Raw genomic sequence first — 25,865 nt, forward strand, 5'->3', positions numbered from 1 at the left:
TTGTATACTTTTGTCTTTCTAAAAACACTTGTACTTGATCAACTTTACTTTTATGAAAAAAATATTATCCATTTCTTTAGTCTTAGCATTCTTAATTTTTAGCTTCACGGACTGTAAAGAAAAGGAAACTACAAAGCTTAGCGAATCAACAAATAAACAGGTAGCTAAGTCTAAATTTGCACGACTATACCCCGATTATAACCCGCAGCAGATAAAAGAGACTATACATGACCTTATTCTAAAAGACTCCCTATTATTGCCATTTTATAGCGAAGATGTATATCATCCTATTTGGTCACATGATACATTGGATGTAGATAAATTAAAAAACTTTGTCTCTATTCTAAATGAGAGCAATATACATGGATTATCTCCTGAGTATTTCTCTGTAAGTAGAATAAAAGCTATTACAGATTCCATAGACGCAGGTCTGTATAACCTTGACGACTTGTATAACAAGATGGTTGACTTGGAGCTGACATCTTCACTGTCTGCCGTGAAATACATCAAAGGGATGAAATACGGCTTTATCAACCCCAAAAAGCTTTACAAAAAAGATTATGATATATCAATATTAACCCCTGACTCTACTTTCTACCAAGAGATATACAAGGAGTTGAAAGAAGATCCAATCTCGAGTATCATTAATTCGGTTCCTACAGATGCTATTTATCTGAGACTTCAAAAAGAATATCAGGAACTGAAAGAGAAAAAAGAGCAAGGGTTTAAAACGATAACAAGTACAGCAACCTATAAACTGGGAGATAAGAATAAACATATATCAGAGATTGCTCAAAGACTCGCCCTAACGGGAGAATATGTTATCGCAGAAAGTGATTCTATCAGGGATGATTCTTCTGAGATGATGCTGGATGAAAATCTGCTAGAGGCAATAAATATATTCCGTAAAAAGAACTCATATCCGGAAGAAAAAGAAATAGGTAAGCTGACTATAGATGCGCTAAATAGACCATTGGATTACTATCTCGAAAAGCTACAGGCTAACATGGAACGTTATCGCTGGAAAATGACAAAAGCAAAGCATAACAAGCATATCGAAGTAAATGTAGCATCGGCATACCTTACGGCAACGGAGCAAGACAGTCTCCCTCTGATTATGAAGGTTTGTGTTGGTACTGCGACTAATAAAACGCCTTTATTACAAAGTGACATCAGCTACTTGAACCTGAATCCGATATGGAATATTCCAACAAGTATAGCACAGAAAGAAGTAGCTGTATTACAGAAAAAAGATCCAACATACATTAAGCGTCACAACATGAAACTGTATAGGAACGGTAAAGAAGTAGATATTACGACTATTAACTGGAAAGAAGTTGACCCTTCTAAATTTTCATATACAATTCGTCAAAGTCCCGGAGAAAGTAATGCTCTTGGCTTAGTAAAATTCATGTTCAGCAACGCATTTTCAGTATACTTACACGACACCCCATCTAAAGCGGCATTCGGACGAAAAAACAGAGCCGTAAGTCATGGATGTGTCAGAGTACAAAAACCTTTCGATCTGGCTTTCTTTTGTATGTCGACCACATCAGACGACATATACAAAGATCGATTATTTTATAGTATAGATAAACAACCTATATCAAAAGCTGGCAAGAAGCTCGCACAGGAAAACAAATTAAAAAAGTTACCTGATATTCTTAATCCTAAAGAAAAGATCTCTTTATTCATCGATTATTATACAGTCTACATGTATCCTGACGACGATATGCTATACTATGCTGATGATGTGTATGAATATGATAGTGCAATACTGAATGCACTAAAGCCGCAACATAGTAAAGTAAAGAAAGAGCAAAAGAATTAATACCCTGCATTGCTTCTATTCATAGCCGAATTCGATAAGTGCATCAGCTACAACGAAATTGCTTCCTCCTATAAATATAAAATCACTTGGTGTAGCCCAATCTTTTGCTGCACGAATAGCTTCTTTCACCGTAGGGTATGAATAGCCTGTAAGTCCTTTTTTGACAGCTAATTCTTGCAAGCTTCGTTCGTTCATCGACCGAGGTACAGATGCTTTAGTAAAGTAATAAATAGCTTTTTTAGGGAGTAAGGATAATACGGAAGAAATATCCTTATCATTTACCATACCTAGAATAATATGTAAGGTATCATAACGCTCATTCACAAGCTGTTCCGATATATATTTCATTCCGGCTTCATTATGCCCTGTATCACATACAATTTTGGGATTGTAATCTTGTAATATTTGCCAGCGTCCCATCAGTCCGGTATATTCATTCACATAGGCAAAACTATTATATACGGCCTTCGATGGTATTATATAGCCCTGCTTTTGAAGTTCACGTATAGCACATAGTACTGTCGCCGTATTTTTTATCTGGGCATAACCCGAAAGTTCACCTTTGAGTTGCTGATAGTATTTTGTATCATACAACCACCCACTGGCAGTACGCAAGCTTGAGTGTATTAGTTTTTCATCTTCTGCAAAAACAATCGGAGCCCCTACTCTCTTTGCTGTATCGTCAAATACTTTGCGGACATCCTCTTCGGCTTCACCAATAATAACAGGAATATCTTTCTTGATTATACCAGCTTTTTCAGCCGCAATTTTCTCTAGTGTATTACCCAAAAACTGCATATGATCGAAGCTAATATTGGTGATTATGCTCAAAATCGGTGTTATAATATTAGTACTATCCAGTCTTCCTCCGAGTCCGACTTCTATAATAGCAATGTCAACATTCGTGTCGGCAAAATACTGAAAAGCCATCATCATCGTCAATTCAAAGAAAGAAGGCTGTATCGGTTCGTAAGCTTCTCTGTGTTTTGTTACAAAATCCAAAACATATTGTTTCGATATCTTCTCACCATTTACACGGATACGCTCTCTGAAGTCAACTAGATGAGGAGAAGTATATAGTCCAACCTTATATCCTGATTGTTGCAAAACTGCGGCTAATAAATGTGAGGTAGAACCTTTTCCGTTTGTTCCTGCAATATGAATTGTCTTATACTTGGTATGAGGGTGTGAAAAATATTTATCGAGAGATAGACTGTTGTCCAATCCTTCTTTATAGGCAGTACCTCCTACTTTTTGATAAACAGGTAATTGATTATATAAGTATTCTAGTGTTTCTTCGTAATTCATTCTAAACTATTCTTTTATCCTTTTCTTTATCAGTTGCAATATAACGGGAGAGACACCTTATCAAACCACCAAATAACGTAATAAGCAAAAAAGATATGTCATATCGTTATATTTTCATCCAAATAGCTGCCTGAAAGCTTCTTCTACTTTTCGTACTTGCACGATCTCAATATTCACTTTCGAGGTAAATCCTTTCAGGTTATTTTGAGGAACAAGTATCTTAGAAAAGCCCAGCTTCTCTGCTTCCAATATTCTTTGTTCAATACGGTTTACGGGACGTATTTCACCCGACAAGCCCACTTCGCCAGTCATACAAACATGCTTCTCGATGGAAATATCCAAGCTTGAAGACAGTACCGCACTGATTACAGACAAATCCATTGCGGGGTCATTTACTCTAAGCCCTCCTGCAATATTAAGAAATACATCTTTTTGTATCAGCTTAAAACCTGCTCTTTTCTCTAATACCGCAAGTAACATATTCATCCGTCGCAGATCAAAACCTGTAGCCGAACGTTGAGGAGTCCCATAAGCAGCAGTACTTACCAAAGCCTGAGTTTCTATAAGAAACGGACGTATTCCTTCTATAGCTGCGGCAATAGAAACACCGCTCAGCCCTTCGTGATTCTGAGTTAACAGCAATTCAGACGGATTACTAACTTCACGAAGCCCATTCTGTCTCATTTCGTAAATACCGAGTTCGGCAGTACTCCCAAAACGGTTTTTTATACTTCGCAAGATACGATACATATAATGCTGATCTCCTTCGAATTGCAGTACTGTATCTACAATATGCTCCAGCACTTTTGGTCCGGCAATACTTCCTTCTTTATTTATATGCCCGATAAGAACCACAGGGGTTCCTGTCTCTTTAGCAAACTTAAGTATTGAAGCCGAACATTCACGGACTTGAGATACACTACCCGGAGACGATTCTACTGTTTCTGTGAAGATTGTCTGTATAGAGTCTATGATAACAAAATCCGGTTTCAGATTTTGTATATGTACGAATATCTGTTCGAGATTTGTTTCACATACGATAAAACAGTTCTCACTATTGGAGTTTATACGATCGGCACGTAATTTCAATTGCCTGGCACTCTCTTCTCCCGAAACATATAATGTTTTTATTTTTCTCAGCCCTAAGACTGTTTGTAAAACGAGTGTCGACTTTCCGATGCCCGGTTCACCACCAATCAGCACCAATGAACCGGGAACCAGTCCTCCTCCAAGCACACGGTTCAATTCTCCATCGTGCAAGTCTATACGAGGTTCTTCTCCCGTTTCTACTTCTTTCAATAATAAGGGCTTCGCCTTAGATGTTTCAAATAAGTTGGAATTCCCTCTCGATGAGCTTTCTTTAGTGACAATCTCTTCGACATAGGTATTCCATTCTCCACATACAGGGCACTTCCCTAGCCATTTAGGAGAATCATTTCCACAGTTGTTACAAACATATACTGTTTTGGTTTTAGCCATTTTATTATTGAATCTTTCTTCTTTTACTTCATTACTTTTAACGACTTCGTAGATCTTCCCGAAACATCCACAGAGACAATATATACTCCCGGACGCCATCCATAGAACGTTTCTTCAAATATAGAAGAATCAAAACCTGTGGTTTTAGTATACAATATTCGTCCGTTTAAGTCTGCAATACTTACTTTCTTTAATATATCTTTAGCATATATGCGCAAGACATCACCTTTAAAATATACGAGGAATTCCGGCTGTTGATCAGGATTTGGATCATTGGTTCCAAGCGAACTCAACCCCTTCAACTTAGTAGCACCTGTATTATTGGGATCTAAATATTTAGACATATGTTGATCCGAATCATAGTACTGATCCCAATGAAACCAAAATTTACCAAAAGAATCAGCTAATCCCAAATTTGAACAATTGCTTTCACCTCCGGATAATGTGCCTACCACATAACCGTTTTGGTTAAATAGAGGAGCACCCGAAGAACCTCCCTCAGTTGCGCCTTTATAGTAATTTACAATCCATTGAGTACCATCTGGTTCGTCTTCAGAGTCCGGATCCCATTTCCCCGAAGTTAGAGACTTATTAAATAGAGAGATTTTTTTCACATCTCCCAGAGGATGATGAATTACAGCTCCACCTGTTACGCTTGCGCCATCATTTGTTCTATCCCAGCCATTGTAGTATACATCCCATGTATCGGGAATTGGCTCAGACAACTTAAGCAGAGCGCCGTCAGAACCATCATCAATTGAATTAAGTACCAATGGCTTTGCGCCTTTATGATATTTATAGTTGGGTCTGTTTTCTATTTCACATTCGGGAGTCTCGTAATCAAAAAAGAATTCAGTATTAGATATTATTGACGACGATAAGTATTCAAAACAATGATATGCAGTTAACACATAAGGCGTTTTATCTTCACTCGTATTATTAATTAACGTACCCGAGCAAAGATAAGTACTACCTCCTCTTTTGACACGCAACTGCAGTACTCCTTTTTTCTGATTCTTCCAAAAGCCGCCTTCTGCACAATTTATATTTACCATACAAGAATTAGATGTGTTATCAAAGCCACTGATAGGGTCGCCTTGTTCATCAACATATTTATACCCTACATCGGATATATGCAATCGTGGAATTCCTAGATTTTGTGGTGCAACATATTCTAATACGACATTATCTCCTTTCAGATTTTCGATAGAATAAGCTCCTCCTTGAGGATTATCTTCATGTTTGTATACAATAGCATTTTTCACATTGCTTTTTTCATATACATATAATTGAGACCCTTCCGGTAAATAAAAATCATCAAATCCTATATAAAAACCTTTGGCATCGGGAATATCAAAAGACAATTTCCAAACATTTTCTTTTGTAGGCAATACTGACCATGTGCCAACTGTGTCGGAAGCTATATCTAATGTATAAATCTTAGCTTCTTTGAGCGGAAGACCTCTTCTTTTTACATTATTTTTTACTACTAATAATTTTGTGTTTTCTTTTTCAACAATGAGAGTCAATTTCGATTTATCTTTATTGAAACTATATTGCTTTTCTTGGGCAGAGAGTGAAATAATACAGGATAATAAAGTAATACCTGCTAAAAAACGAATCAGACTTAAGTTCATAATAATTTTATTAATTTCCGAACATACTCATTTACATCTTCACGAGTGACCAACACCTCAGTTTCATATATAATTTTAGCTTTGGAATAAAAAGGCTCTCTTTTCTCTAGGGTATCTGTTACAAACCTTAGAAGTTCCTCCTCATTTTTATCTTTTATCAGAGGGCGTTTATCTTTACAATCATTCAATCGGGAAGCCAGCACATCAGCCGATGCTTTCAAATAAATGGTTGTACCTACTTTATTCATATAGTCTATATTATCAAAAAAGCAAGGTGTCCCTCCTCCGGTAGATATTACGACATCTTCGAACTCACCTACTTCTTTCAGAACGCTCTTTTCAATATTGCGAAATTCGCTTTCTCCAACATCTGCAAAAATCTGTCCTACTGTTTTTTGATAGCGAGCCTGTATGAAGTGGTCTAAATCAACAAATTCAAGATCGAGCTCTTTTGCAAGCTCTCTCCCTGCTGTGGTTTTTCCAGCGCCCATATATCCTATCAGGAATATTCTTCTCATCTTAAACAATCAAATATACAAAAATATAAATAAAATAAATAAAGAAGCTTTTTTACAACACCGATTCTTTAGCGAATAACCATTAATTGTACTTTAATGGTAACTTTTCTGACATTCTTTATATAATGTATAGCAGAAAAGTGACAATTCGAAATATCCCACAATACGATATATTCCAAACAGTTACATAACAAAAGGTGACAAAGGTGACACTTTTTTATATAATTATTATTGTCACTTTTCTGCTATACATTATGTAAGGAATAGGCGATATAATTGAATTTAGGGTTCAATCGTAACAGTACTTTATTATAGATATTTTAGACAAAAAAATATAGTAACTCTTTACAAGTCAAACGCTAATTGTTAATGACGATTTAAAACCTTACCTTTGCAGCGGAAAAGAAGAAATAATATTGAAATATGACAAAAATAACAACCGTACTGTTTGACTTTGATGGGGTAATAGCCAATACCGAACCTCAATATGATATATACATTGATGCATTAGGCGAAAAATATAATCTGGGTATCGAAAATTTTGCTTTGAAAGTAAAAGGAACAACTAGTCCGGACATATTAAAAAAATATTTTAGCCACTTACCCAAAGAAGAAGTAAAAACAGTAGAGAAAGAATTAGGCGAATTCGAATTACAAATGGACTTTCCATTGGTAGACGGTGTCATGGAGTTTATTGAGTATCTGAAAAACAATAACTATAAAATAGGATTGGTAACCAGTTCGCAGGACTTCAAAATGAAACGTGCTTTGGATATTTTAAATTTATCTGAGATATTCGATACCGAAGTTACAGCGGCACGCATAACCAAAGGTAAACCTAATCCGGCATGCTACCTGTTAGCTGCGGAAGACCTGAATGTATCTCCTTCAGAATGCGTTGTATTCGAAGATTCTTTTCATGGAATACGAGCGGGCAAAGATGCAGGAATGCGTGTTGTAGGTGTTTCCACTACAATTCCCGAAAATGAACTTCAAGGTAAAGCTGATTTTATAATTTCAGATTTTTCAGATATACAGCAAGTCATCAAGTATATCAACTAGATTAAGACTACTGTTGAGCTATATTTTGAGAGCCTTTGTGTAGGAACAACCTGAAGTCGGATTCAAAATTTAAGGTAAATACATCTTTACCCAACTCTTTTTGTATCTCATCGATCGTCCAAAACCGTCCGTCGGCAAGTTCTTCCATATTTAGCTTAAAACTTCCATCGTATATAGCGCAATAACAATAGCTTAATTCACGTTCCCTATCCGTCTCTATAATATATTTTGTTATATAGTGAGGCTTAATATCCGATATGTTTAATTCTTCGGAGGCCTCGCGCAATGCTGCATTTTCGGGTGTTTCGTGCAAATCTATATGCCCCGCTACAGATGAATCCCATCTATTGGGCTGTACATCTTTTGTCGCAGAACGTTTTTGTAAATACAATTCACCTTTAGAATTAAAGATGTGGAGATGAATTACAGGGTGTAACAACTTTGACCCATCATGACAGACACTACGTGGTGCTTGCCCAACTACAATGCCTTGTTCATCTACCAGGGGAAATATTTCTTCTTGCATTAAAGTCTTTTTTATTATTCCAACAAAGATAAAATTTACACCGAAGTATACACTTAATTTCTTCTCATTTTTTATTCAATTCTCATCTAAAACAGAATAATATATAGCATTATATAGTTGCAGAAATTAGAACTGTATTTCTTATTTCGATATTACCTCTATTTTATTAACTTTGCAGCTTAAATATATTCATATAATAATGAGTGACCAACGATACAACCAGCGTGGCGTTTCAGCATCGAAAGAAGATGTACATAATGCTATAAAAAACATCGATAAAGGAATATTCCCTAAGGCTTTTTGTAAAATAATCCCCGATATATTAGGCGGTGATGCCGAATACTGCAATATTATGCATGCCGACGGAGCAGGAACAAAGTCTTCGTTAGCGTATATGTATTGGAAAGAAACCGGCGACCTGTCGGTTTGGAAAGGTATTGCACAAGATGCATTGATAATGAATATAGACGACCTCCTGTGTGTAGGAGCTACAGACAACATTCTATTGTCGTCTACTATAGGACGTAATAAAATGCTGATTCCGGGCGAAGTAATCTCAGCTATTATACAGGGAACAAACGATCTTTGTGAAGAATTATCGTCACTAGGAGTAAATATATATCCTACCGGAGGCGAAACTGCCGATGTAGGCGACCTCGTGCGTACAATAATAGTAGACAGTACGGTTACCTGCCGTATGAAAAAATCGGATGTAATATCTAACAACAAGATACAGGATGGTGACGTTATTGTAGGTCTATCTTCATACGGACAAGCCACATACGAAAAAGAGTACAATGGCGGTATGGGTAGCAACGGATTAACATCTGCCCGCCATGATGTATTTGCTAACTATTTAGCAACCAAGTATCCTGAAAGCTACGATTCGTCTATTCCGTCCAATTTGGTTTATTCAGGCAATATGAAATTAACGGATATGATCGAAGGATTAGGAATTGATGCCGGTAAACTGGTTCTCTCTCCTACTCGTACTTATGCACCAGTTATCAAGCAAATATTAGATAAATTACGCCCGGTGATACATGGTATGGTACACTGTTCGGGAGGAGCACAAACAAAGGTTCTCCACTTTGTAGATAAAGTAAAGATAACAAAGAACAACTTGTTCCCTGTGCCTCCTTTATTTAAACTGATACAAGAACAATCGGGAACCGATTGGAAAGAAATGTACAAAGTATTCAATATGGGGCATCGTATGGAAATATACTTACCTTCGGAATACGCCGAGGCAGTAATCGATATATCAAAGTCTTTCGGCATTGATGCTCAAATTGTGGGATACGTTGAGAAGTCGGACAAGACAGAACTGCTTATCGATAGTGAATTTGGTCGTTTTGAATATTAATTAGGAATAGTTACTGTATTTGATTATCAAATTTAACTTTAGTTAATTAAATTCTATTTGATTTGCTATTATATTTGTATTCAAACAAAATATTAATATTCACTTAATAGCGTACAAAGTATGAAAAAAATGATCATGTCGGCAATTATGTGTTTAGCTTTAATTGCATCAACAAGTGTAATGGCTCAAGACAAAGCACCTAAAAAAGATTGTCCTAAATCAAAAACAGAATGTACTAAAGACGGAGAAAAGAAAGCATGCTGTAAAGACAAAGCTGCTGCCGACAAAAAAGCTTGTACAAAAGACGGAGATAAAAAAGCTTGTTGCAAAGACAAAGCTGCTGCAGATAAGAAAAAGTAATTAAAACTTAAGGTAAAAATAAGAGCTATCAATGGATGATAGCTCTTTCTTTTTATATATGATCGATTAATAGAATAGAAACTAAGACTTATATTTCGTTTCAAATATTGCTTTTAGTTCATCATCAGTCAAATTATCACCAACTTCATCAAAGGTCAAACGGAAGGTACAGCCCTGTTTCCACTCAGAACATCCGTAAGCCGTTTTCCCTTTCAATATTTTACCGACTTTGCACAACGGACAAGATAGAGGCTCGCTATTTTTAGATTCGGTTTTCTTTTCTTTCTTAGGCTTTGGGGTTGTTTTTTTATCGCTGGTTTTCTTTTCCTTAGTCGGTTTCTTTGTTGATTTTGCCTCTTCTTTTACGGCTTCTTGTATTGTTATAGTCGTACCCCAATCATTTTTCACATTGGCTACAATCTCGGTTAGCATTTGCTTGAGTTCGTCGATAAACTGACGAGGATCATATTCATTTCGTTCTATCTGACGTAACTTTTTCTCCCAGATTCCGGTTAGTTCGGCTGATTTGAGCAGCTCTTCTTTGATTGTACCAATAAGCTCAACCCCTGTTTGAGTAGCATACAGATTCTTTCGTTCCTTGCGGATATAGTTCCGTTTAAACAATGTTTCTATTATTGCTGCCCGTGTAGAAGGACGACCTATACCATTTTCTTTTAGAGCATCACGTAACTCGTCATCATCCACAAGTTTTCCGGCCGTTTCCATAGCCCGCAATAAAGTTGCTTCGGTATAATATTTAGGTGGCTGAGTCCACTTTTCATTCAAGGCTGGGATATGAGGTCCTGATTCTCCTTTTTCGAAAGCAGGCAGTATGTTATCATCGGCATCCTCTTCTTTTTCATCCTGATTTTCTACTTGCTTTTCAAATACTACTCGCCAGCCGGGTTCCAGAATTTGTTTGCCCGTTACCTTAAATTCTATTTTATTTACTTCACCCAGAACGGTCGTAGTTGCTATTTTACAATTTGGATAAAAAGCTGAAATAAAACGCCTTGTTATAAGATCATAAACCTTTTGTTCGTTACCTGCTATCGCATTCGCCCTTACACCTGTAGGTATAATAGCGTGGTGATCGGTAACTTTACTGTTATCAAAAACCTTTTTTGATTTCGGAATCTTTGCCAATACCAATAAAGGCTTCACAAGTTCTTCATATCCACTTATTCCTCGTAAAATAGCAGGAATTTTAGGATAAATATCATCACTAAGGAATGTAGTATCAACACGAGGATATGTCACCAGTTTCTTTTCATACAATGACTGTATCGTCTTTAATGTATCTTCTGCCGAGAATGCATACTTTTTATTGCATTCCACCTGTAGAGCAGTAAGGTCGAACAAGCGTGGAGGTGCCTCTTCTCCTTTCTTAACTGATACATCCGTTACTTCAAAATCAGCTTGCTTTATTTCTTCAAGAAACTTTTCACCTTCTTCTTTGACCAGAAACCGTCCTTTTGTTGCAGAGAATGTTGTTTCTCTATATACTGTTTTTAGCTCCCAATAAGGTTCTGGCTTAAAGTTCTCAATCTCGAGTTGACGGTTGACAATTAGTGCCAATGTAGGTGTTTGCACTCGTCCGATAGACAGTACCGATCTATTTTGTCCATACTTTACGGTATATAATCGGGTGGCATTCATACCTAACAGCCAATCGCCTATTGCTCTGGACAATCCGGCTTCATAAAGCTTATCGAAGACCTGCTCTTCTTTAAGATTGTTAAACCCTTCGCGTATCGAATCCTCTGTCAATGATGATATCCATAAACGTTTTACAGGAACTTTGCATTGAGCTTTTTGTAATACCCAACGTTGAATTAATTCTCCTTCCTGTCCGGCATCCCCACAATTTATAACCTCAGCAGCTCGGGAGATTAAGGTTTCAATAACCGAGAATTGCTTCTTAACACCATCATTATCAATAATTTTTATACCAAAACGAGGAGGGATCATTGGTAATACGAACAGAGACCATTTCTTCCATTCTTGGGTGTATTCGTGCGGCTCTTTAAGCGTACAGAAGTGTCCGAAGGTCCATGTCACCTGATAGCCATTGCCCTCAAAATAACCATCTTTACGAGCATTCGCTCCTAAAATACTTGCTATCTCTCTTGCAACACTTGGTTTTTCTGCAATACAAACCTTCATTTATTTGTCAATTCCTTATATATATATATATTATTCAATACATTAGCTATACTCTGCAACAGAGATCACGCTCTAATAACTTTCGTCTTCATTCGGGAAATCAGAAGTCTTCACATCCTTGATATAATTCTGAACGGCCTCAGTCATTACGGAATGTAAATCTGCATAACGACGTAAAAATTTAGGAGAGAAATTTTTATTTATCCCAAGCATATCATGTACCACTAAGACCTGTCCGTCAGCATGAGGTCCCGCCCCTATACCGATAGTAGGAATTGATAGTTTTGATGTGACTTGTTTTGTCAGCTCTGTAGGTATCTTTTCTAATACGACACCAAAACAACCTACTTCCTGAAGTTTAAGAGCATCCTTTAGCAGCTTATCTGCTTCCGTCTGATCTTTTGCTCTCACATTATACGTACCATATTTATTTATAGATTGTGGCATAAGCCCTAAGTGCCCCATTACTGGAATACCGGCATCGATTATCTTCTTGATATCCGAGATAACTTCTTCTCCACCCTCTACTTTAATAGCATCGGCTCCGGTTTCTTTCATCATGCGGATTGCATATTCCAGAGACTTTAATGGATTACCTGACACTGTACCGAAGGGCATGTCAACAACAACTAAAGACCGTTTAACGGCATTCATGACAGAACGCCCATGATAAATCATTTGTTCCAACGTCATCGGAAGAGTAGTAACATTACCAACCATTACATTAGAGGCTGAGTCACCAACTAAGATAACATCCATTCCTGCCTGATCGATGATAGATGCCATTGAAAAATCGTACGCTGTAAGCATTGAAATTTTTTCGCCACGCTGTTTCATTTCTATCAGGCGACGAGTAGTGACCTTGCGGTTATCTTCTGTGTATGTAGACATAATCTCCTTTTTATGGTTAAAAATTATGGATTTAAAGACACAAAGATATGATTAAAGTATCAATTTAAGGGTTAATATTACCCTGATATAATTTCTCTTTGTTAAAACAATGCAATTACAGAATCGTGTTAAGAAAGGAGAATATACGCTGCATTCTCTTCTATTTTATGCACTTATATACTTATTGGTATCCCCAATATTAAGCATAAAAAGCCGAATGTTTTTCACATCCGGCCTTTTCTCATTTTGAAAATTTCTGTTATTATTAGTAAGTAGTGTTTTGAGGATCAAAATTTGTCCATCCTTGCAACCAATTATCATTGCTAGAGTCACTGGCAAAGGCACCTGAATAGGTTACTTTAGTGAAGAATGAATCTGATAACGAAGCATTTGTAAATGAAGCTAATCCGAGTACAGGGCTGCCTGAAACAGGACCGTAGTTAGGACTACCCGCTTTACTATTTGGTTGTTTCAATTTCAGGTCTGAAACACTAGTCAAAACTTTATTATTATTAGCTGAAAGTTTAAAGAATGTACTTGAGAATGATGCTTTTGTTTCGTCTGTTATAGATGTTCCATTTGTTGACAATTGATCTGTCCATGTCGGAGATTGTTTGTTAATGTCAGCTCCAAGTACTCCCATACCTGCAAAAACATTGTTCTGCAATTTAATAATACCGTCTTCAGCCCATTTTTGAGTAGTTCCTTTTTGGTTATCTAATATTAAACCTACCGGATAGCCTGTAGCAACAGAGTTGAAAAGATTCAAACGAGAGTTGCGACGAATTTGTATTGCAGCTTGGAATACACCGAGTCTCGACCCATTATTCGGATTTACCCCATTGCCTGTAATGTATTGAGTTGTATTAGCAAAATCTGTAGTTTGTCCGATTGGCCCGATTAGCGTCACATTACTAAATACAGCTTTTGTATATGGCTCGTCCGTTGTACCATTCGCATTGTTGTCTGATTCGAAACCATTAGATAAAGATTGGTCTGCAATTTGAGGATTTCTAACACCTAAAAGGAATTGAAGATTACCTGAATAACCATTATCTGTATCGAAATCATCGTCCCATCCGTGATATGCTACAAGATATTTAGCATTTACAGTTCCGCCAAACCATTCGAAAGAGTCATCATTAGAGTAAGATACTTGCACGTGATCTATTTGTGTACCACGACCTACAGAACCCATTGTCAAACCATTGATCTCTTGGTCTGTTGCAAAAGGAAATCCGGCATACTCAATTCTCACATAGCTGATTATACCAGAGTTATCATTATCGTCATTACCGCCATGTTTGGCATTTACTCCACCTTCTATTTGCATTCCATCCACGATATCAATATTATTTTTTGCTCTACCGCAAAGTATAATACCTCCCCAGTCTCCCGGCTTACGGCTTCCTGCCGCCTGATTAGAAGTAAATACAATAGGTGCAGAAGCTGTTCCTTTGGCGATTAGCTTGCCGCCTCTTTTTGCTATAATTGCTGCTTTTGTATTTTTATCACCTTTGATAATAGTACCCGGTTCGATAGTCAGCGTAGCACCATCTTCGATGTATACCCAACCTTTCAACACATAAGTACCTTTGGCTAGTGTATGGCTCTCTTTTATGCTAAATTCCTGCTCACCATTGCCTATTTCGGTACCATTGTTAAATAAGATCTGCTCTTTAGACGGATCTACTGTTGGATCATCATTACCATTATCAGAACAAGCTGATAGAATAGCAATAGATGCGACTAAAAATAATTTTCCAAATAAATTTAATGTCTTCATATTCATATTATTAAAATGTATTACTTTCTTATTTATAATTTGTTTGTTTAAAAAGAGTATCTAGCTGTTAATGATATATTTTGTCCGGTCTTAAATTCTTTTGTTATTTGTTCTCTTTCCTGTGTATTGCCATCTGCATCTATGAACTTAGGAAATTGAGCGTACTTTACTTTTGCGGCAAGTATATCTTTTACTGCTGCATTCAGCTCAAAATGCTTCCCGAATTTTTTAGTTATAATAAAGTCTACCACACTTCTTGGCATCTCATACATATCAGGAATATCATTGTTCACAGATCCACCCGAAGTAGTAGATACACGGCCAATACCAACTATACGTTTCCCAATTATATTATAGAGCGCCGTTGCATTAATTCCCAATTTTTCATTCTGATAGAAAATACCTGTATTTACCAGATAAGGAGATTGACCTTGCATAGGGCGGTCGTAGTTGGCACTACTTCTTTCTTTAAACTTTACCTCGCTTTTTATCAGAGATCCGTTGAAGATCAAAGAGAAGTTGTTAAGCCCTATAAAATCTAAACTTTTCTTTATATCTACTTCAATACCATAATTATCCGCATTATCCGCATTTTTGAACGTATAGATATATGTTCCACCTCCATCGAGATAAGTCCATTCTATCGGATTCGTAAAGTTTTTGTAAAATAGAGCTACCGAGAAGATTTCTGAGTTGGAAGGATAAAACTCATATCTTAAGTCAAAATTATTGACATATGCAGGTTTTAAATCAGGATTACCCGAAACAAAACTGAACAAATCGAAGTCATAGTATGACGAAGATGATATTTCTCTAAATTCCTGTCTGTTTGTAGATCGTCCATAAGCCAATCTTACCAAATGATCGCTAGACAAATTGTAAGAAGCATTCAATGAAGGAAATATATCTGTATAGTTATAATCTGATGTTTTTGATTTATCTCCTGATATTGTTGTATAGCTTTTCAAAGACATTTTGTTGTGCTCTAAGCGAACTCCGGTATAAATATTCAATTTATTCAGTGGAATATTGAAGCCGATATAGCTTGCAGCCTGTGTATTTGTTCCCGAATAATCATTTAATCGATCGGTATCATCATAAACATACAGCTTAGTTGCTCCATAGTTTTGGGGGATCAGCATTTGAGTATAAACATCTTTATATCCAAAATCTTCATCGAGATTCTCAGGAATCCAGCGATATTTAAAATAGCGTGTATTGTAATTCCGATCTCTATACTCTCCATATACACCTGCTTTTATAGACGGTTTAAATCCATTATCAAAAGAGAAATCATGTGTATAATTGGCAGAAAAGGAATAATTATATTCGTTTAGTTTGTTATAGTCACGTGTTATATCATTTTGATCGATTTGATATTCCATATAATGAGCATCACCCGGATAACCATTTTGCTCCCAATTGATAATACGTCTGTCGGGTTGATTTCTATTACTGTAAGAAAAGCCTAATACCCAATCCAGTTTATCTTTTTCAGTCAAGGTGTGTTTCCCTGCGAATTGCGCCGAATAAGCAAGACGACTGCTATAGATATATTCTGCTTTTCGTTGCCCATAGAAACCACTTGTATTTTGATACCCTTCACGCTCAGTATATCTATTTTTACCTATTTGGTTCAATATATTTCGAAATTCGAAATGGTGCTTATCGTTCGGCATGTATATCAGGTTAGCCAAAGCCCCTACCCTTGCATCATTGTTATACTGATTGTCTTTATACTTAAATGTAAAATATGGTTTATCATTGTCCGAATCATAGACTCCATATCGGGAGTTTTCCATATCGGTAAAAGTCTTGCTTGTATTGCTATAATTCAGAGCAGCTATCAGCCCCCACATACTGTTATTCGCACCTGTATATTTTCGGTTGATAACAAAACCTAAACGCTGATCGGGTAATGGTTTTTTGTTTTTTACAAGCCAATCGTTATTGAATCCGTTTTGGGTAAGATCTGTTACTTGCTGAGAATTATCATTATCTATACGTCCCGATGAAAATGCACTCGAAAGACTTCTCATACCGTTATCAAATCCAAGAAAATCTGTTGCACTACCTTTACTATATTTAAAATCCTTAAATTGAGTTTGCGTATTTATACCCGCTCCGTAACTGACTTGTATAGAGTTTTCATTCGGAATTCCTTTTGTTTCTACTTTAATGAAACCTCCCGAAAAGTCAGCCGGTAGCTCCGGTTGCGGAGATTTTACAATCATAATATTTTCTATCTGTGAGCTTGGCAATATATCGAATGAGAAAGATCGGCTATCTGCTTCAGAGCTTGGTATAGTACTATTATTTACCCATACATTATTATATCTTTGAGAAAGCCCTCTGGCAACAACAAACTTATCATCTATAATAGATATGCCGGGAATACGTCTTATCACCTCCGATGCATCTCTATCCTGACTTTTTGCAATTTGCTGTGAGGATACTCCACTGACTACTGCATTCGACTTTCGTATAGAGCTCAGTAAAGACACTTCGGAATTTATACGTCCCAAGGCTACAACATATACTTCGCCTAATGTATGCGATGCTTCTATCATGGGAATATCTACTACCGTGGGCTCTCCTTTCTTGATCTCTACATCTGTAATTTCTAATGGTTGATATGAAATGTAAGAAGTTACGATGGTATATTTCCCCGGAGTAAGCTTCAACTCATATTTTCCATCTTCGTCAGAAATAGCACCTATTGTTGTGTTCTTAACAGAAATGGTAACTCCCGGTAGAGATTCTTTTGTTTTTGCATCTATAATACTTCCGGTAAGAATGGTCTGACCCGAAAGTGTAGTTATTGATAATAACGTAAATACAAGCAACATTGATTTTAGTAAGTTGCGGTTCTTCTTTTTCACTGAATAGTCAATTTTAAACATATATTTATTTGATATTTTACATTGCAAATCACTTACATTTTTGTTACAAGAGAACTACACCCTCAATAAGTTTAGTTCAAGAAAACGTTTCATTTTAGTTACGATGCATCAATATCTAAACTAGCCAACAGATTAGACCTAAAGATGATCTATTTGTCGATAAAACAGACTTATTCATCGATTACCATTGTATAGCGAAATCCTCAGATATACTTTTGAGAAAAAAGAGAAACAAAATGAGGAAAATATTACTGATAACATCCCTTGCTATAGTATGTGGTAGTCTTGCTGCACAAAGCTCTATGGGTGGTATGGGAGGAGGAAGACCTCCCGGAGGAGGCAAAGGACGAGGGGAAGGCCATGCCCCTATGCATCAAGGTAATTCTCGAGACGAGAGCTTTTTTATTATGGGTATACCTGATATTCCGAACCTAACCCTTGAACAACGAGAGAAATTGAGTAAAACGATTTCGGATGAACGGAAGGATATCTTCAAATTGATGCAAGAGAAACAAGAGCTAAAAATGAGATCAGAGAATCCCGGAATAGCGAATAAAGAAAGATTAAAACTTACAGAAAAAATAAGTAAAACAGACGAGAAGATTAAGACTAAACAAGAGAAATACGACAAAAAGTACAAGTCTATACTTACAGCCGAACAATACCACATATTTGCTGAAAAGAAACAAAGCGTGGAGTTCCGCGAACCACCCAGAAGGAGACTCGATGAGAATCGGGATCAACGCCCTTCAGGGATGCCTAACGAAGGTACAGCTCCAGAAGAATCACCAGACGGAATGTTTTGAAAACATTAAGATAAAATTTAAACATGAGCATTTATTTTACTAAAAGTTTGTTAGGTTTAGTAATGGCAGTAACCGGACTCTTCATTCCGGTTGCTGCTTTCTCTCAAAAAAAATGGACATTAAGAGAATGCATAGACTATGCCAGACAAGAAAATATTCAAGTAAAGAAGTCCATTATTACTACAGAAAGTTACAATGTGGATATTTCGCAATCGAAGGCTGCATTGTTTCCGAGTTTAAGCGGAAGTATTTCGCAGCGATACACAAACTCTCAGTCACCGGATGGTGCCGGAGATTATCATTATGAAGGATTGTTCAATGGGCAATATACATTAAATGCAAACTGGACATTATACAATGGCGGAAAGAATAAAAATAACATCAAACAAGCTCAACTAAAAAAAGAAGCTCAAAGCCTGAATACGGAAAATATCCAGAATCAGACAGAGATAGCTATTACACAGGCTTATTTACAAATTTTATATAGTAGAGAGTCTATAAAAAATAATGAAAATATTGTAGCGTCGGACGAAGAGCAATTGAAACAGAGCAAAGAGTTTCTTGATGCGGGAAGTATTACACACAGTGAATATGCTCAAGTGGAAGCTCAATATAGCTCCGATAAGTACAATCTGGTACAAGCACAAAGCTCTTACGAAAGTTACAAATTACAACTGAAGCAATTGCTCGAATTAGATTATGATGAAGATATAGACATTGTATTTCCAGAGATAAATGACGAGGATATACTATTATTTATTCCTTCGAAATATGAAGTCTACAGAAGATCTCTGAATATAATGCCCGAAGTAGCAAATAGTAAATTAAATATCCAGCTGGCTAATCTCAGTAAATCATCTGCAAAGGCAGGCTATCTACCTACTATCTCTGTTACAGGAAGTATAGGTACGGGTAATATATTTAATAATTCCCCCTCTTTTGCTACACAAATAGGACGAAATTTCAATCAGTCTATAGGGCTTACACTTAGTGTGCCTATTTTCGATAATAAACAAAACAAGTCAAACGTAAAAAAGGCTGAGCTCGACATACAGACAGCTCAACTAGAATTGATAGATACAGAAAAAACATTATTAAAGACGATAGAAACCTTATATCAGGATGCAGTATCGGGGCAAAGCAAGTATAGAGCTGCCAAGGATCAAGTAAAATCTTCGGAATTGAGTTATCAGCTTGTACTAGAGCAATATTCATTAGGAATACGCAATACTGTAGAACTCACTACCGAAAAAAATAATTATGCCAATGCTTTACAGTCTTTACTACAAGCCAAATATACAGCATTACTAAGTTTGAAATTATTAAATTTCTATCAAGGACAAGAATTAACGCTTTAATGAGATAATGATGAAAAGAAAATCCAAAAAATATCTGATAATAGGTGCTATACTACTCGTTTTATGTTGTATAGCTTTTCTTATATTTCCACAAGGGAAAAAGACAATAACTACATTAATAACAGCTAAGGTAGAAAAAGGAAATCTTTCTATAGCCGTCACAGCGACAGGAACGATAGAACCTATCACCCTGGTAGAAGTAGGCACACAGGTTTCTGGTGTAATATCTAAAATATATGTGGATTACAATTCGGAGGTCAAGGCCGGACAAGTACTTGCAGAATTGGATAAACGCCTACTCGCATCAGAACTGGAAAATGCAAATGCAGCACTTCAATCGAGACTAGTAGATCTGGATCTCCAAAAGAAAAATTATGAGAGGCAAAAAAGCCTTTGGGAAAAACAAGCAATCAGCAAAGTTGATTGGGAAAATGCCGAATCGACATACAAAACGGCTCAACTTGCTGTAACATCATCCAAAGCTGCCGTATTAAAGGCTCAAACCAATCTTGGATATGCAACCATTACTTCTACAATAGACGGAGTAGTTGTTTCCCGTGCTGTAGAACAAGGACAAACGGTAGCTGCATCTTTCAGTACGCCAACCCTTTTCACCATCGCAAACGACCTCACTAAGATGCGCGTAATAGCCAATGTAGATGAAGCCGATATAGGTGGAGTAAAAGAAGGACAACGAGTATCTTTTACTGTGGATGCTTTTCCCGAAGACGAATTTGAAGGAAAAGTAGTGCAGGTAAGACTGGAAGCAACAACTACATCTAACGTAGTTACATACCAAGTTGTAATAGATGCACCCAACCCTGATCTAAAATTAAAACCAGGGCTGACAGCAAACGTAAACATTTATACAATGGAAGAAAAGGATTTACTATTGATTCCATCAAAAGCTTTACGTTTCAACCCTGTTCCCGAAGTAATGAAAGACATAGAAGGGCTAAAGGTATCTGAACAAAAAGATCATGTTGATCCTAGTAATAAGACTCAAAAAATAGTATGGGTAAAGGAAGGAGACAAGCTATTACCTAAACATATTGTTATTGGCCAAACCGACGGCATACATACAGCTATAATAGAAGGACTACATGCAGGGAAAGAAATTGTAACCGGAATAGCACAAAAGACAAATGGCGATAAACCTGAAGCACAAGCAAATGGAAATGGAGAGTCTAGCCCTTTTATGCCAAAACGCCCCGAAGACAACAAGAAAAAATAACGTAATGAATAAAGAAATCATAAGAGTTGAAAACCTTAAGCGAAATTATATTGTTGGAGATGAAATAGTTCATGCTTTGAGAGGAATAGACTTTAGTATATCCGAAGGAGAATTTGTTACAATCATGGGTACAAGCGGGTCGGGTAAATCTACATTATTGAATATACTGGGCTGTTTGGATACCCCCTCGGATGGTGAATATTATCTGGATGGGATTTCTGTACGCAAAATGGGTAAAAATGAAAGGGCAACTCTCCGCAATCGTAAGATTGGATTTATATTTCAGTCTTACAATTTACTGGCAAAAACGACCGCTGTTGAAAACGTAGAACTACCATTGATGTACAATCCTGATATATCTGCAAAAGATCGCCATCAGAGAGCCATAAAGGCCTTGCAAGATGTAGGATTGGGAGACCGACTGAATCATAAATCGAATCAAATGTCGGGAGGGCAAATGCAACGGGTAGCCATTGCCAGGGCATTAGTAAACAAGCCTGTAATCATATTAGCAGACGAAGCAACAGGAAATCTGGACACTCGTACTTCGTTCGAAATATTATCACTGATGCAGCGGTTACACTCTCAAGGACGTACTATTATATTTGTTACACACAACCTCGAAATATCGGCATTTAGCAGTCGCAATATTGTTATACGAGACGGACGTATCAAGGAAGATACAAGGAATACAAATATTCAGTCAGCAAAAGAATTTCTGGCTAAATTACCGGTAGAAAACTGATATATTAAAATGAATTTCATCAATCTTTTTAAAATAGCATTAAGAGCCCTTAGCGGGAACAAATTTAGGGGATTCCTTACTATGCTTGGTATAATTATCGGTGTAGCTGCCGTTATCACGATGCTTGCAATAGGTCAAGGATCTAAAAAAAGTATACAGGATCAGATCTCTACAATGGGCTCTAATATGATAAATATACGTCCCGGAACCGGACAATTTGGAGGTGTGCGTCAAAGCGCATCCAGCATGCAAACATTAAAGCTGGAAGATTATCAGGCAATAGTAGATCAGGCGGAATTCATTTCTGCGGCATCGCCCGAGGTTCAATCTTCGGGGCAAGTAATTTTTGGAGCAAATAATGCCCCAACATCTATTTATGGGGTAAATCCTTCTTTTCTTGATATCCGCAAATACACAATAGCACAAGGTGAAATGTTTACAGATGCGGACGTGAAGACATCTGCTAAAGTGTGCGTGATCGGACAAACTGTAGTTGATAACCTGTTTACCAATGGTGAAGACCCTGTAGGGCAATCGATACGTTTCAATAAAATCCCATTCAAAGTCATTGGTGTATTAACATCAAAAGGGGATAATACAATGGGTATGGATCAGGATGACCTGATAATATCACCCTACACTACTGTACAAAAGCGTATATTGGCAATAACTTATATACAATCCATATCGGTTTCGGCGGTTAGCGAAGATGCTACAGATCAAGCCATTTCGAGTATAGAGAATATAATGCGACAACAACATAAAATAACAGGGAATCAGGAAGACGACTTCAATGTACGATCGCAAAAGGAACTAATATCCATGATGAGCTCTACAACCGACATGATGACTATCTTGCTGGCATGTATAGCCGGAATATCTCTCTTTGTAGGTGGTATTGGCATAATGAATATCATGTATGTATCGGTAACAGAGCGCACAAGGGAAATAGGCTTGCGAATGTCTATCGGAGCCAAGGGATTTGATATATTGATGCAGTTCCTTATAGAATCTATATTATTGAGCGTTACAGGAGGCGTAATAGGTGTAATCATTGGTATTGGCAGTGCATATATTGTGAAAAATATTTTAGCATGGCCTATAGATATTCAAGTTTATACTATAGCTTTGTCTTTTATAGTATGTACCGCTACCGGAATATTTTTTGGGTGGTATCCGGCAAAAAAAGCATCAACCCTCGACCCTATAGACGCACTCAGATACGAATAAAAATGAGAAACTTTATAAAAATATTTCCACATGTACTTATCTGGACAATTGTTTTAATTGTTCCTACCTATCTGATGTCAAGAGAAGGGGTATTTGATAGCAAACCTTTTTACAATTATTGCATACGTATTTCTCTACTAGCTATACTATTCTACTTCAATTATTTATATTTAATAGAGAAGTTTCTATTCAACCGTAAGATTATTACCTATATAAGCATAAATATTGTTCTTGTCATTATTATTGTGGCATTACAAACAACAATATCAGACCTACTCGCCTTTTCCATACCTGTCAATATGCAGGAACATCCAAAAGATTTTCCACGAATGGAGGATCATCGAAGAGGTGGTCCCGGAGGACCTCCTTTAATGAAATTTGTTATAGACTATATGTCTATCTTCTTTCTGATTGGTCTTAGCGTTGCCATAAAAATGACGGCTCGTTGGTATAAAGATTCTATAACCTTCGAGAAAATAAAAAGTGTACAATTAGAAGCGGATTTACGAAATCTTAGAAGTCAGCTAAATCCTCATTTTCTATTCAACACGTTAAATAACATATACTCGCTCATTGCTATAGATCAAAACGGAGCTCAGGATGCCATACATCGCTTGAGCAACTTGTTGAGATATGTTATGTATGACAATGATCAGAAATTTGTTCCATTGGATAAAGAACTGGAATTCACAAAAAATTACATAGATTTGATGAGACTTCGTCTTAGTTCGATGGTAAAGCTGAATGTTGAAATAAATAGTGCAGAGAGCAAAGACCTGATTGCATCTCTGATGTTTATTACACTTATTGAAAATGCTTTTAAACACGGAATAAATAACGGAGAGAATAGCTTCATTAATATAAGTATCTTGGTTGATGCGGGAAAAGGTGTTTTATGCACTGTAGAAAATAGCTTGATTGAAAAAGCTGAAAATATGGAAACTCATAATTCAGGAATAGGACTTGTAAATCTTACGAAGAGGTTGGAGTTGTTATATCCCGACAGATATGAATTTATTGCAGAGAGACGCCCTGATCGCTTCTTTACATTATTGAAGATAGATTTCAAAAAAATAGAAATAACAGCATGACACTCAAATGTATAATAATAGACGATGAACCTTTGGCTATTGATTTACTAAAATCATACGTCTTAAAGACATCTTATCTGGAGCTAGTTGGAACATTTAATAGTGCACTAGCTGCTATCAGTACAATAAATGAGAGACAGATAGATCTACTATTTCTTGATATCAACATGCCTCAAATTAATGGACTTGAGTTTTCAAAAACAATACACGCATCTACACGTATTATTTTCACTACGGCGTACGATCAATATGCAGTTGAAGGCTTCCGCGTAAACGCTTTGGACTACCTTCTTAAGCCGATAAATTACACAGATTTCTTACAGGCAACAAACAAAGCATTAGAGTGGTTCAAAATGGCAAATATATCTCATTCTACAACAAGTATATTTATAAAATCGGGTTATAGAATGGAAAAAATAGATTTTGACAATATTTTGTATATAGAGAACCAGAAAGATTATGTGAAATTCCATCTCGAAAGTCAAAAAGAACCAATTAGCTCTTTAATGAGTATGCAATCACTTGAAGAAAAACTACCAAGTAAATTATTTATGAGAGTGCATCGTTCTTTTATTGTCAATCTGAACAAAATAAAAACAATAGAACGAAATTGTATCGTTTTCGGAAAAGAATACATCCCTGTCTCCGAATCATATAAAAGCAAATTCATGGAATTTCTTAACAAACATTTTTTTTAAATGTCTTCTTAATTCACGATTTTTCATCGTGACAAATAATCATCTTCCATTATAATCTATATACTAAAAAGATTAGCGATAATCGTATAGATTGAATATCCAAACCTAAGCATTTGTAAAATATTTTTTAACACAAAAGATATTGCATTTTTAAATTTTATCATGATCTTTGCAATGTGAACGATCGTTCACACCTTTTATTTTTAACTCAAATAATGAAATATAGTAGAGAATATATATTAAGGAGAGCCTTTGATGTTTTCATGAATAAAGGCTATGATAGTGCTTCAATATCTGTGTTACAAGAAGAATTACAGATGTCTAGGGGTGCTTTGTATCGCTATTTTAAAAATAAAGAAGAGCTTTTTAACGCTGTAATAGATGAATATTTCTTTAAAATATTCGATAAGCTGCAGCACAATATGGATAAGCATACCTACTCTCTAGAGAAATTTATAGAGGTAATGCATAGACGACAAAAAATAGTTGTCAATGCTTTTACCAGAGCAGGTGTTACCCATACTATCTTCTTAAATTATACAGCTCTTATAATACAAGCCGGCAAGCATTATCCTGAATTTTTAGAACGATTTAGAATAATAAATAATCGATCCTTAGAATCATGGAAAGATGCTATGCGGAACAGTATAAATGCGGGAGAGATTAAAGATGATATAGATATAGATATCTTAGCAATCTTGTTTAATAATACAAGTGTGAAAGAGACCTCTGACAGGGATTGTGACGATTCTTCATTCGCTATTAATGTAATGCAGGATATGAATCGGAGGATGGAAGTAATGCGTTATTTATATAGCCTAATAAAAGTATAGCTCTAATGAACAATGAAATGTGAATGAATGTTCATTA

21 protein-coding genes are annotated in these 25,865 nt (G+C 36.4%); 12 read left to right on the top strand and 9 right to left on the bottom strand.

The genetic code is table 11. The features are described 5' to 3' along the window. The first annotated feature begins 52 nt into the window (after positions 1–52). Positions 53–1,831 (top strand): L,D-transpeptidase family protein, encoded by a 1,779-nt coding sequence (locus tag HMPREF9456_RS10225; protein ID WP_006843449.1) that lies wholly within the window; start codon positions 53–55, stop codon positions 1,829–1,831. Positions 1,832–1,846: 15 nt separating this feature from the next. Here HMPREF9456_RS10225 and HMPREF9456_RS10230 read toward each other — a convergent pair whose 3' ends face one another. The 4 genes from HMPREF9456_RS10230 to HMPREF9456_RS10245 form a co-directional block, all read right to left on the bottom strand. Then, on the bottom strand, positions 1,847–3,139 hold the full coding sequence (locus HMPREF9456_RS10230) for a bifunctional folylpolyglutamate synthase/dihydrofolate synthase (RefSeq protein ID WP_006843450.1): 1,293 nt from the start codon (positions 3,137–3,139) through the stop codon (positions 1,847–1,849). A gap of 114 nt (positions 3,140–3,253) precedes the next feature. Continuing rightward, the gene (gene radA / locus HMPREF9456_RS10235; RefSeq protein ID WP_006843451.1) at positions 3,254–4,618 is read right to left on the bottom strand and encodes a DNA repair protein RadA; all 1,365 of its coding nucleotides are present in this window, start codon (positions 4,616–4,618) and stop codon (positions 3,254–3,256) included. 23 nt (positions 4,619–4,641) lie between these two features. After that, positions 4,642–6,255: a trypsin-like peptidase domain-containing protein gene (locus HMPREF9456_RS10240; RefSeq protein ID WP_006843452.1), complete on the bottom strand. Its 1,614-nt coding sequence runs from the start codon at positions 6,253–6,255 to the stop codon at positions 4,642–4,644. After that, on the bottom strand, positions 6,252–6,773 hold the full coding sequence (locus tag HMPREF9456_RS10245) for a shikimate kinase (RefSeq protein ID WP_018074972.1): 522 nt from the start codon (positions 6,771–6,773) through the stop codon (positions 6,252–6,254). The genes HMPREF9456_RS10240 and HMPREF9456_RS10245 overlap by 4 nt, the downstream gene beginning before the upstream one ends. 423 nt (positions 6,774–7,196) lie before the next feature. Between HMPREF9456_RS10245 and HMPREF9456_RS10250 the strand changes: the two genes are divergently transcribed. Then, complete coding sequence (locus tag HMPREF9456_RS10250; RefSeq protein WP_006843454.1) at positions 7,197–7,835, top strand: HAD family hydrolase; 639 nt, start codon at positions 7,197–7,199, stop codon at positions 7,833–7,835. Positions 7,836–7,842: 7 nt separating this feature from the next. On the opposite strand, the gene HMPREF9456_RS10255 is transcribed toward HMPREF9456_RS10250, so the two are convergent. Further along, the gene (locus tag HMPREF9456_RS10255; RefSeq protein ID WP_006843455.1) at positions 7,843–8,361 is read right to left on the bottom strand and encodes an NUDIX hydrolase; all 519 of its coding nucleotides are present in this window, start codon (positions 8,359–8,361) and stop codon (positions 7,843–7,845) included. A gap of 199 nt (positions 8,362–8,560) precedes the next feature. Between HMPREF9456_RS10255 and HMPREF9456_RS10260 the strand changes: the two genes are divergently transcribed. Both HMPREF9456_RS10260 and HMPREF9456_RS10265 read left to right on the top strand, forming a co-directional pair. After that, entirely contained in the window at positions 8,561–9,727 is a 1,167-nt protein-coding gene (locus HMPREF9456_RS10260) for an AIR synthase related protein (protein WP_006843456.1), read from the top strand. A gap of 120 nt (positions 9,728–9,847) precedes the next feature. Next, positions 9,848–10,087 (top strand): hypothetical protein, encoded by a 240-nt coding sequence (locus HMPREF9456_RS10265; RefSeq protein WP_018074973.1) that lies wholly within the window; start codon positions 9,848–9,850, stop codon positions 10,085–10,087. A gap of 81 nt (positions 10,088–10,168) precedes the next feature. On the opposite strand, the gene HMPREF9456_RS10270 is transcribed toward HMPREF9456_RS10265, so the two are convergent. The 4 genes from HMPREF9456_RS10270 to HMPREF9456_RS10285 all read right to left on the bottom strand — a co-directional run bounded on the left by HMPREF9456_RS10270 (position 10,169) and on the right by HMPREF9456_RS10285 (position 17,833). Further along, positions 10,169–12,253, bottom strand: coding sequence for a DNA topoisomerase 3 (locus HMPREF9456_RS10270; protein WP_006843458.1), 2,085 nt, complete (start codon positions 12,251–12,253; stop codon positions 10,169–10,171). 72 nt (positions 12,254–12,325) lie between these two features. Beyond that, on the bottom strand, positions 12,326–13,144 hold the full coding sequence (gene panB, locus HMPREF9456_RS10275) for a 3-methyl-2-oxobutanoate hydroxymethyltransferase (protein ID WP_006843459.1): 819 nt from the start codon (positions 13,142–13,144) through the stop codon (positions 12,326–12,328). Between the two features lie 265 nt (positions 13,145–13,409). Then, positions 13,410–14,936, bottom strand: a complete 1,527-nt coding sequence (locus HMPREF9456_RS10280; protein ID WP_018074974.1) for a hypothetical protein — start codon at positions 14,934–14,936, stop codon at positions 13,410–13,412. A 41-nt stretch (positions 14,937–14,977) separates the two neighbouring features. Then, the gene (locus HMPREF9456_RS10285) at positions 14,978–17,833 is read right to left on the bottom strand and encodes a TonB-dependent receptor (protein ID WP_006843461.1); all 2,856 of its coding nucleotides are present in this window, start codon (positions 17,831–17,833) and stop codon (positions 14,978–14,980) included. Positions 17,834–18,069: 236 nt separating this feature from the next. Between HMPREF9456_RS10285 and HMPREF9456_RS10290 the strand changes: the two genes are divergently transcribed. The 8 genes from HMPREF9456_RS10290 to HMPREF9456_RS10325 all read left to right on the top strand — a co-directional run bounded on the left by HMPREF9456_RS10290 (position 18,070) and on the right by HMPREF9456_RS10325 (position 25,828). Further along, positions 18,070–18,639, top strand: a complete 570-nt coding sequence (locus tag HMPREF9456_RS10290; protein ID WP_006843462.1) for a hypothetical protein — start codon at positions 18,070–18,072, stop codon at positions 18,637–18,639. A 23-nt stretch (positions 18,640–18,662) separates the two neighbouring features. Beyond that, positions 18,663–19,997, top strand: a complete 1,335-nt coding sequence (locus HMPREF9456_RS10295) for a TolC family protein (protein ID WP_006843463.1) — start codon at positions 18,663–18,665, stop codon at positions 19,995–19,997. 7 nt (positions 19,998–20,004) lie between these two features. Further along, entirely contained in the window at positions 20,005–21,231 is a 1,227-nt protein-coding gene (locus tag HMPREF9456_RS10300; RefSeq protein WP_006843464.1) for an efflux RND transporter periplasmic adaptor subunit, read from the top strand. Positions 21,232–21,235: 4 nt separating this feature from the next. Next, on the top strand, positions 21,236–21,976 hold the full coding sequence (locus HMPREF9456_RS10305) for an ABC transporter ATP-binding protein (protein WP_006843465.1): 741 nt from the start codon (positions 21,236–21,238) through the stop codon (positions 21,974–21,976). Between the two features lie 9 nt (positions 21,977–21,985). After that, positions 21,986–23,206 (top strand): ABC transporter permease, encoded by a 1,221-nt coding sequence (locus tag HMPREF9456_RS10310; RefSeq protein WP_006843466.1) that lies wholly within the window; start codon positions 21,986–21,988, stop codon positions 23,204–23,206. Between the two features lie 2 nt (positions 23,207–23,208). After that, on the top strand, positions 23,209–24,297 hold the full coding sequence (locus HMPREF9456_RS10315) for a sensor histidine kinase (RefSeq protein ID WP_006843467.1): 1,089 nt from the start codon (positions 23,209–23,211) through the stop codon (positions 24,295–24,297). Beyond that, positions 24,294–24,995 (top strand): LytR/AlgR family response regulator transcription factor, encoded by a 702-nt coding sequence (locus HMPREF9456_RS10320; protein ID WP_006843468.1) that lies wholly within the window; start codon positions 24,294–24,296, stop codon positions 24,993–24,995. The genes HMPREF9456_RS10315 and HMPREF9456_RS10320 overlap by 4 nt, the downstream gene beginning before the upstream one ends. A gap of 215 nt (positions 24,996–25,210) precedes the next feature. After that, on the top strand, positions 25,211–25,828 hold the full coding sequence (locus HMPREF9456_RS10325) for a TetR/AcrR family transcriptional regulator (protein WP_006843469.1): 618 nt from the start codon (positions 25,211–25,213) through the stop codon (positions 25,826–25,828). Positions 25,829–25,865 lie beyond the last annotated feature (37 nt).

Origin of the sequence: Dysgonomonas mossii DSM 22836 (assembly GCF_000213575.1) — a bacterium.
Lineage (GTDB): Bacteria > Bacteroidota > Bacteroidia > Bacteroidales > Dysgonomonadaceae > Dysgonomonas > Dysgonomonas mossii.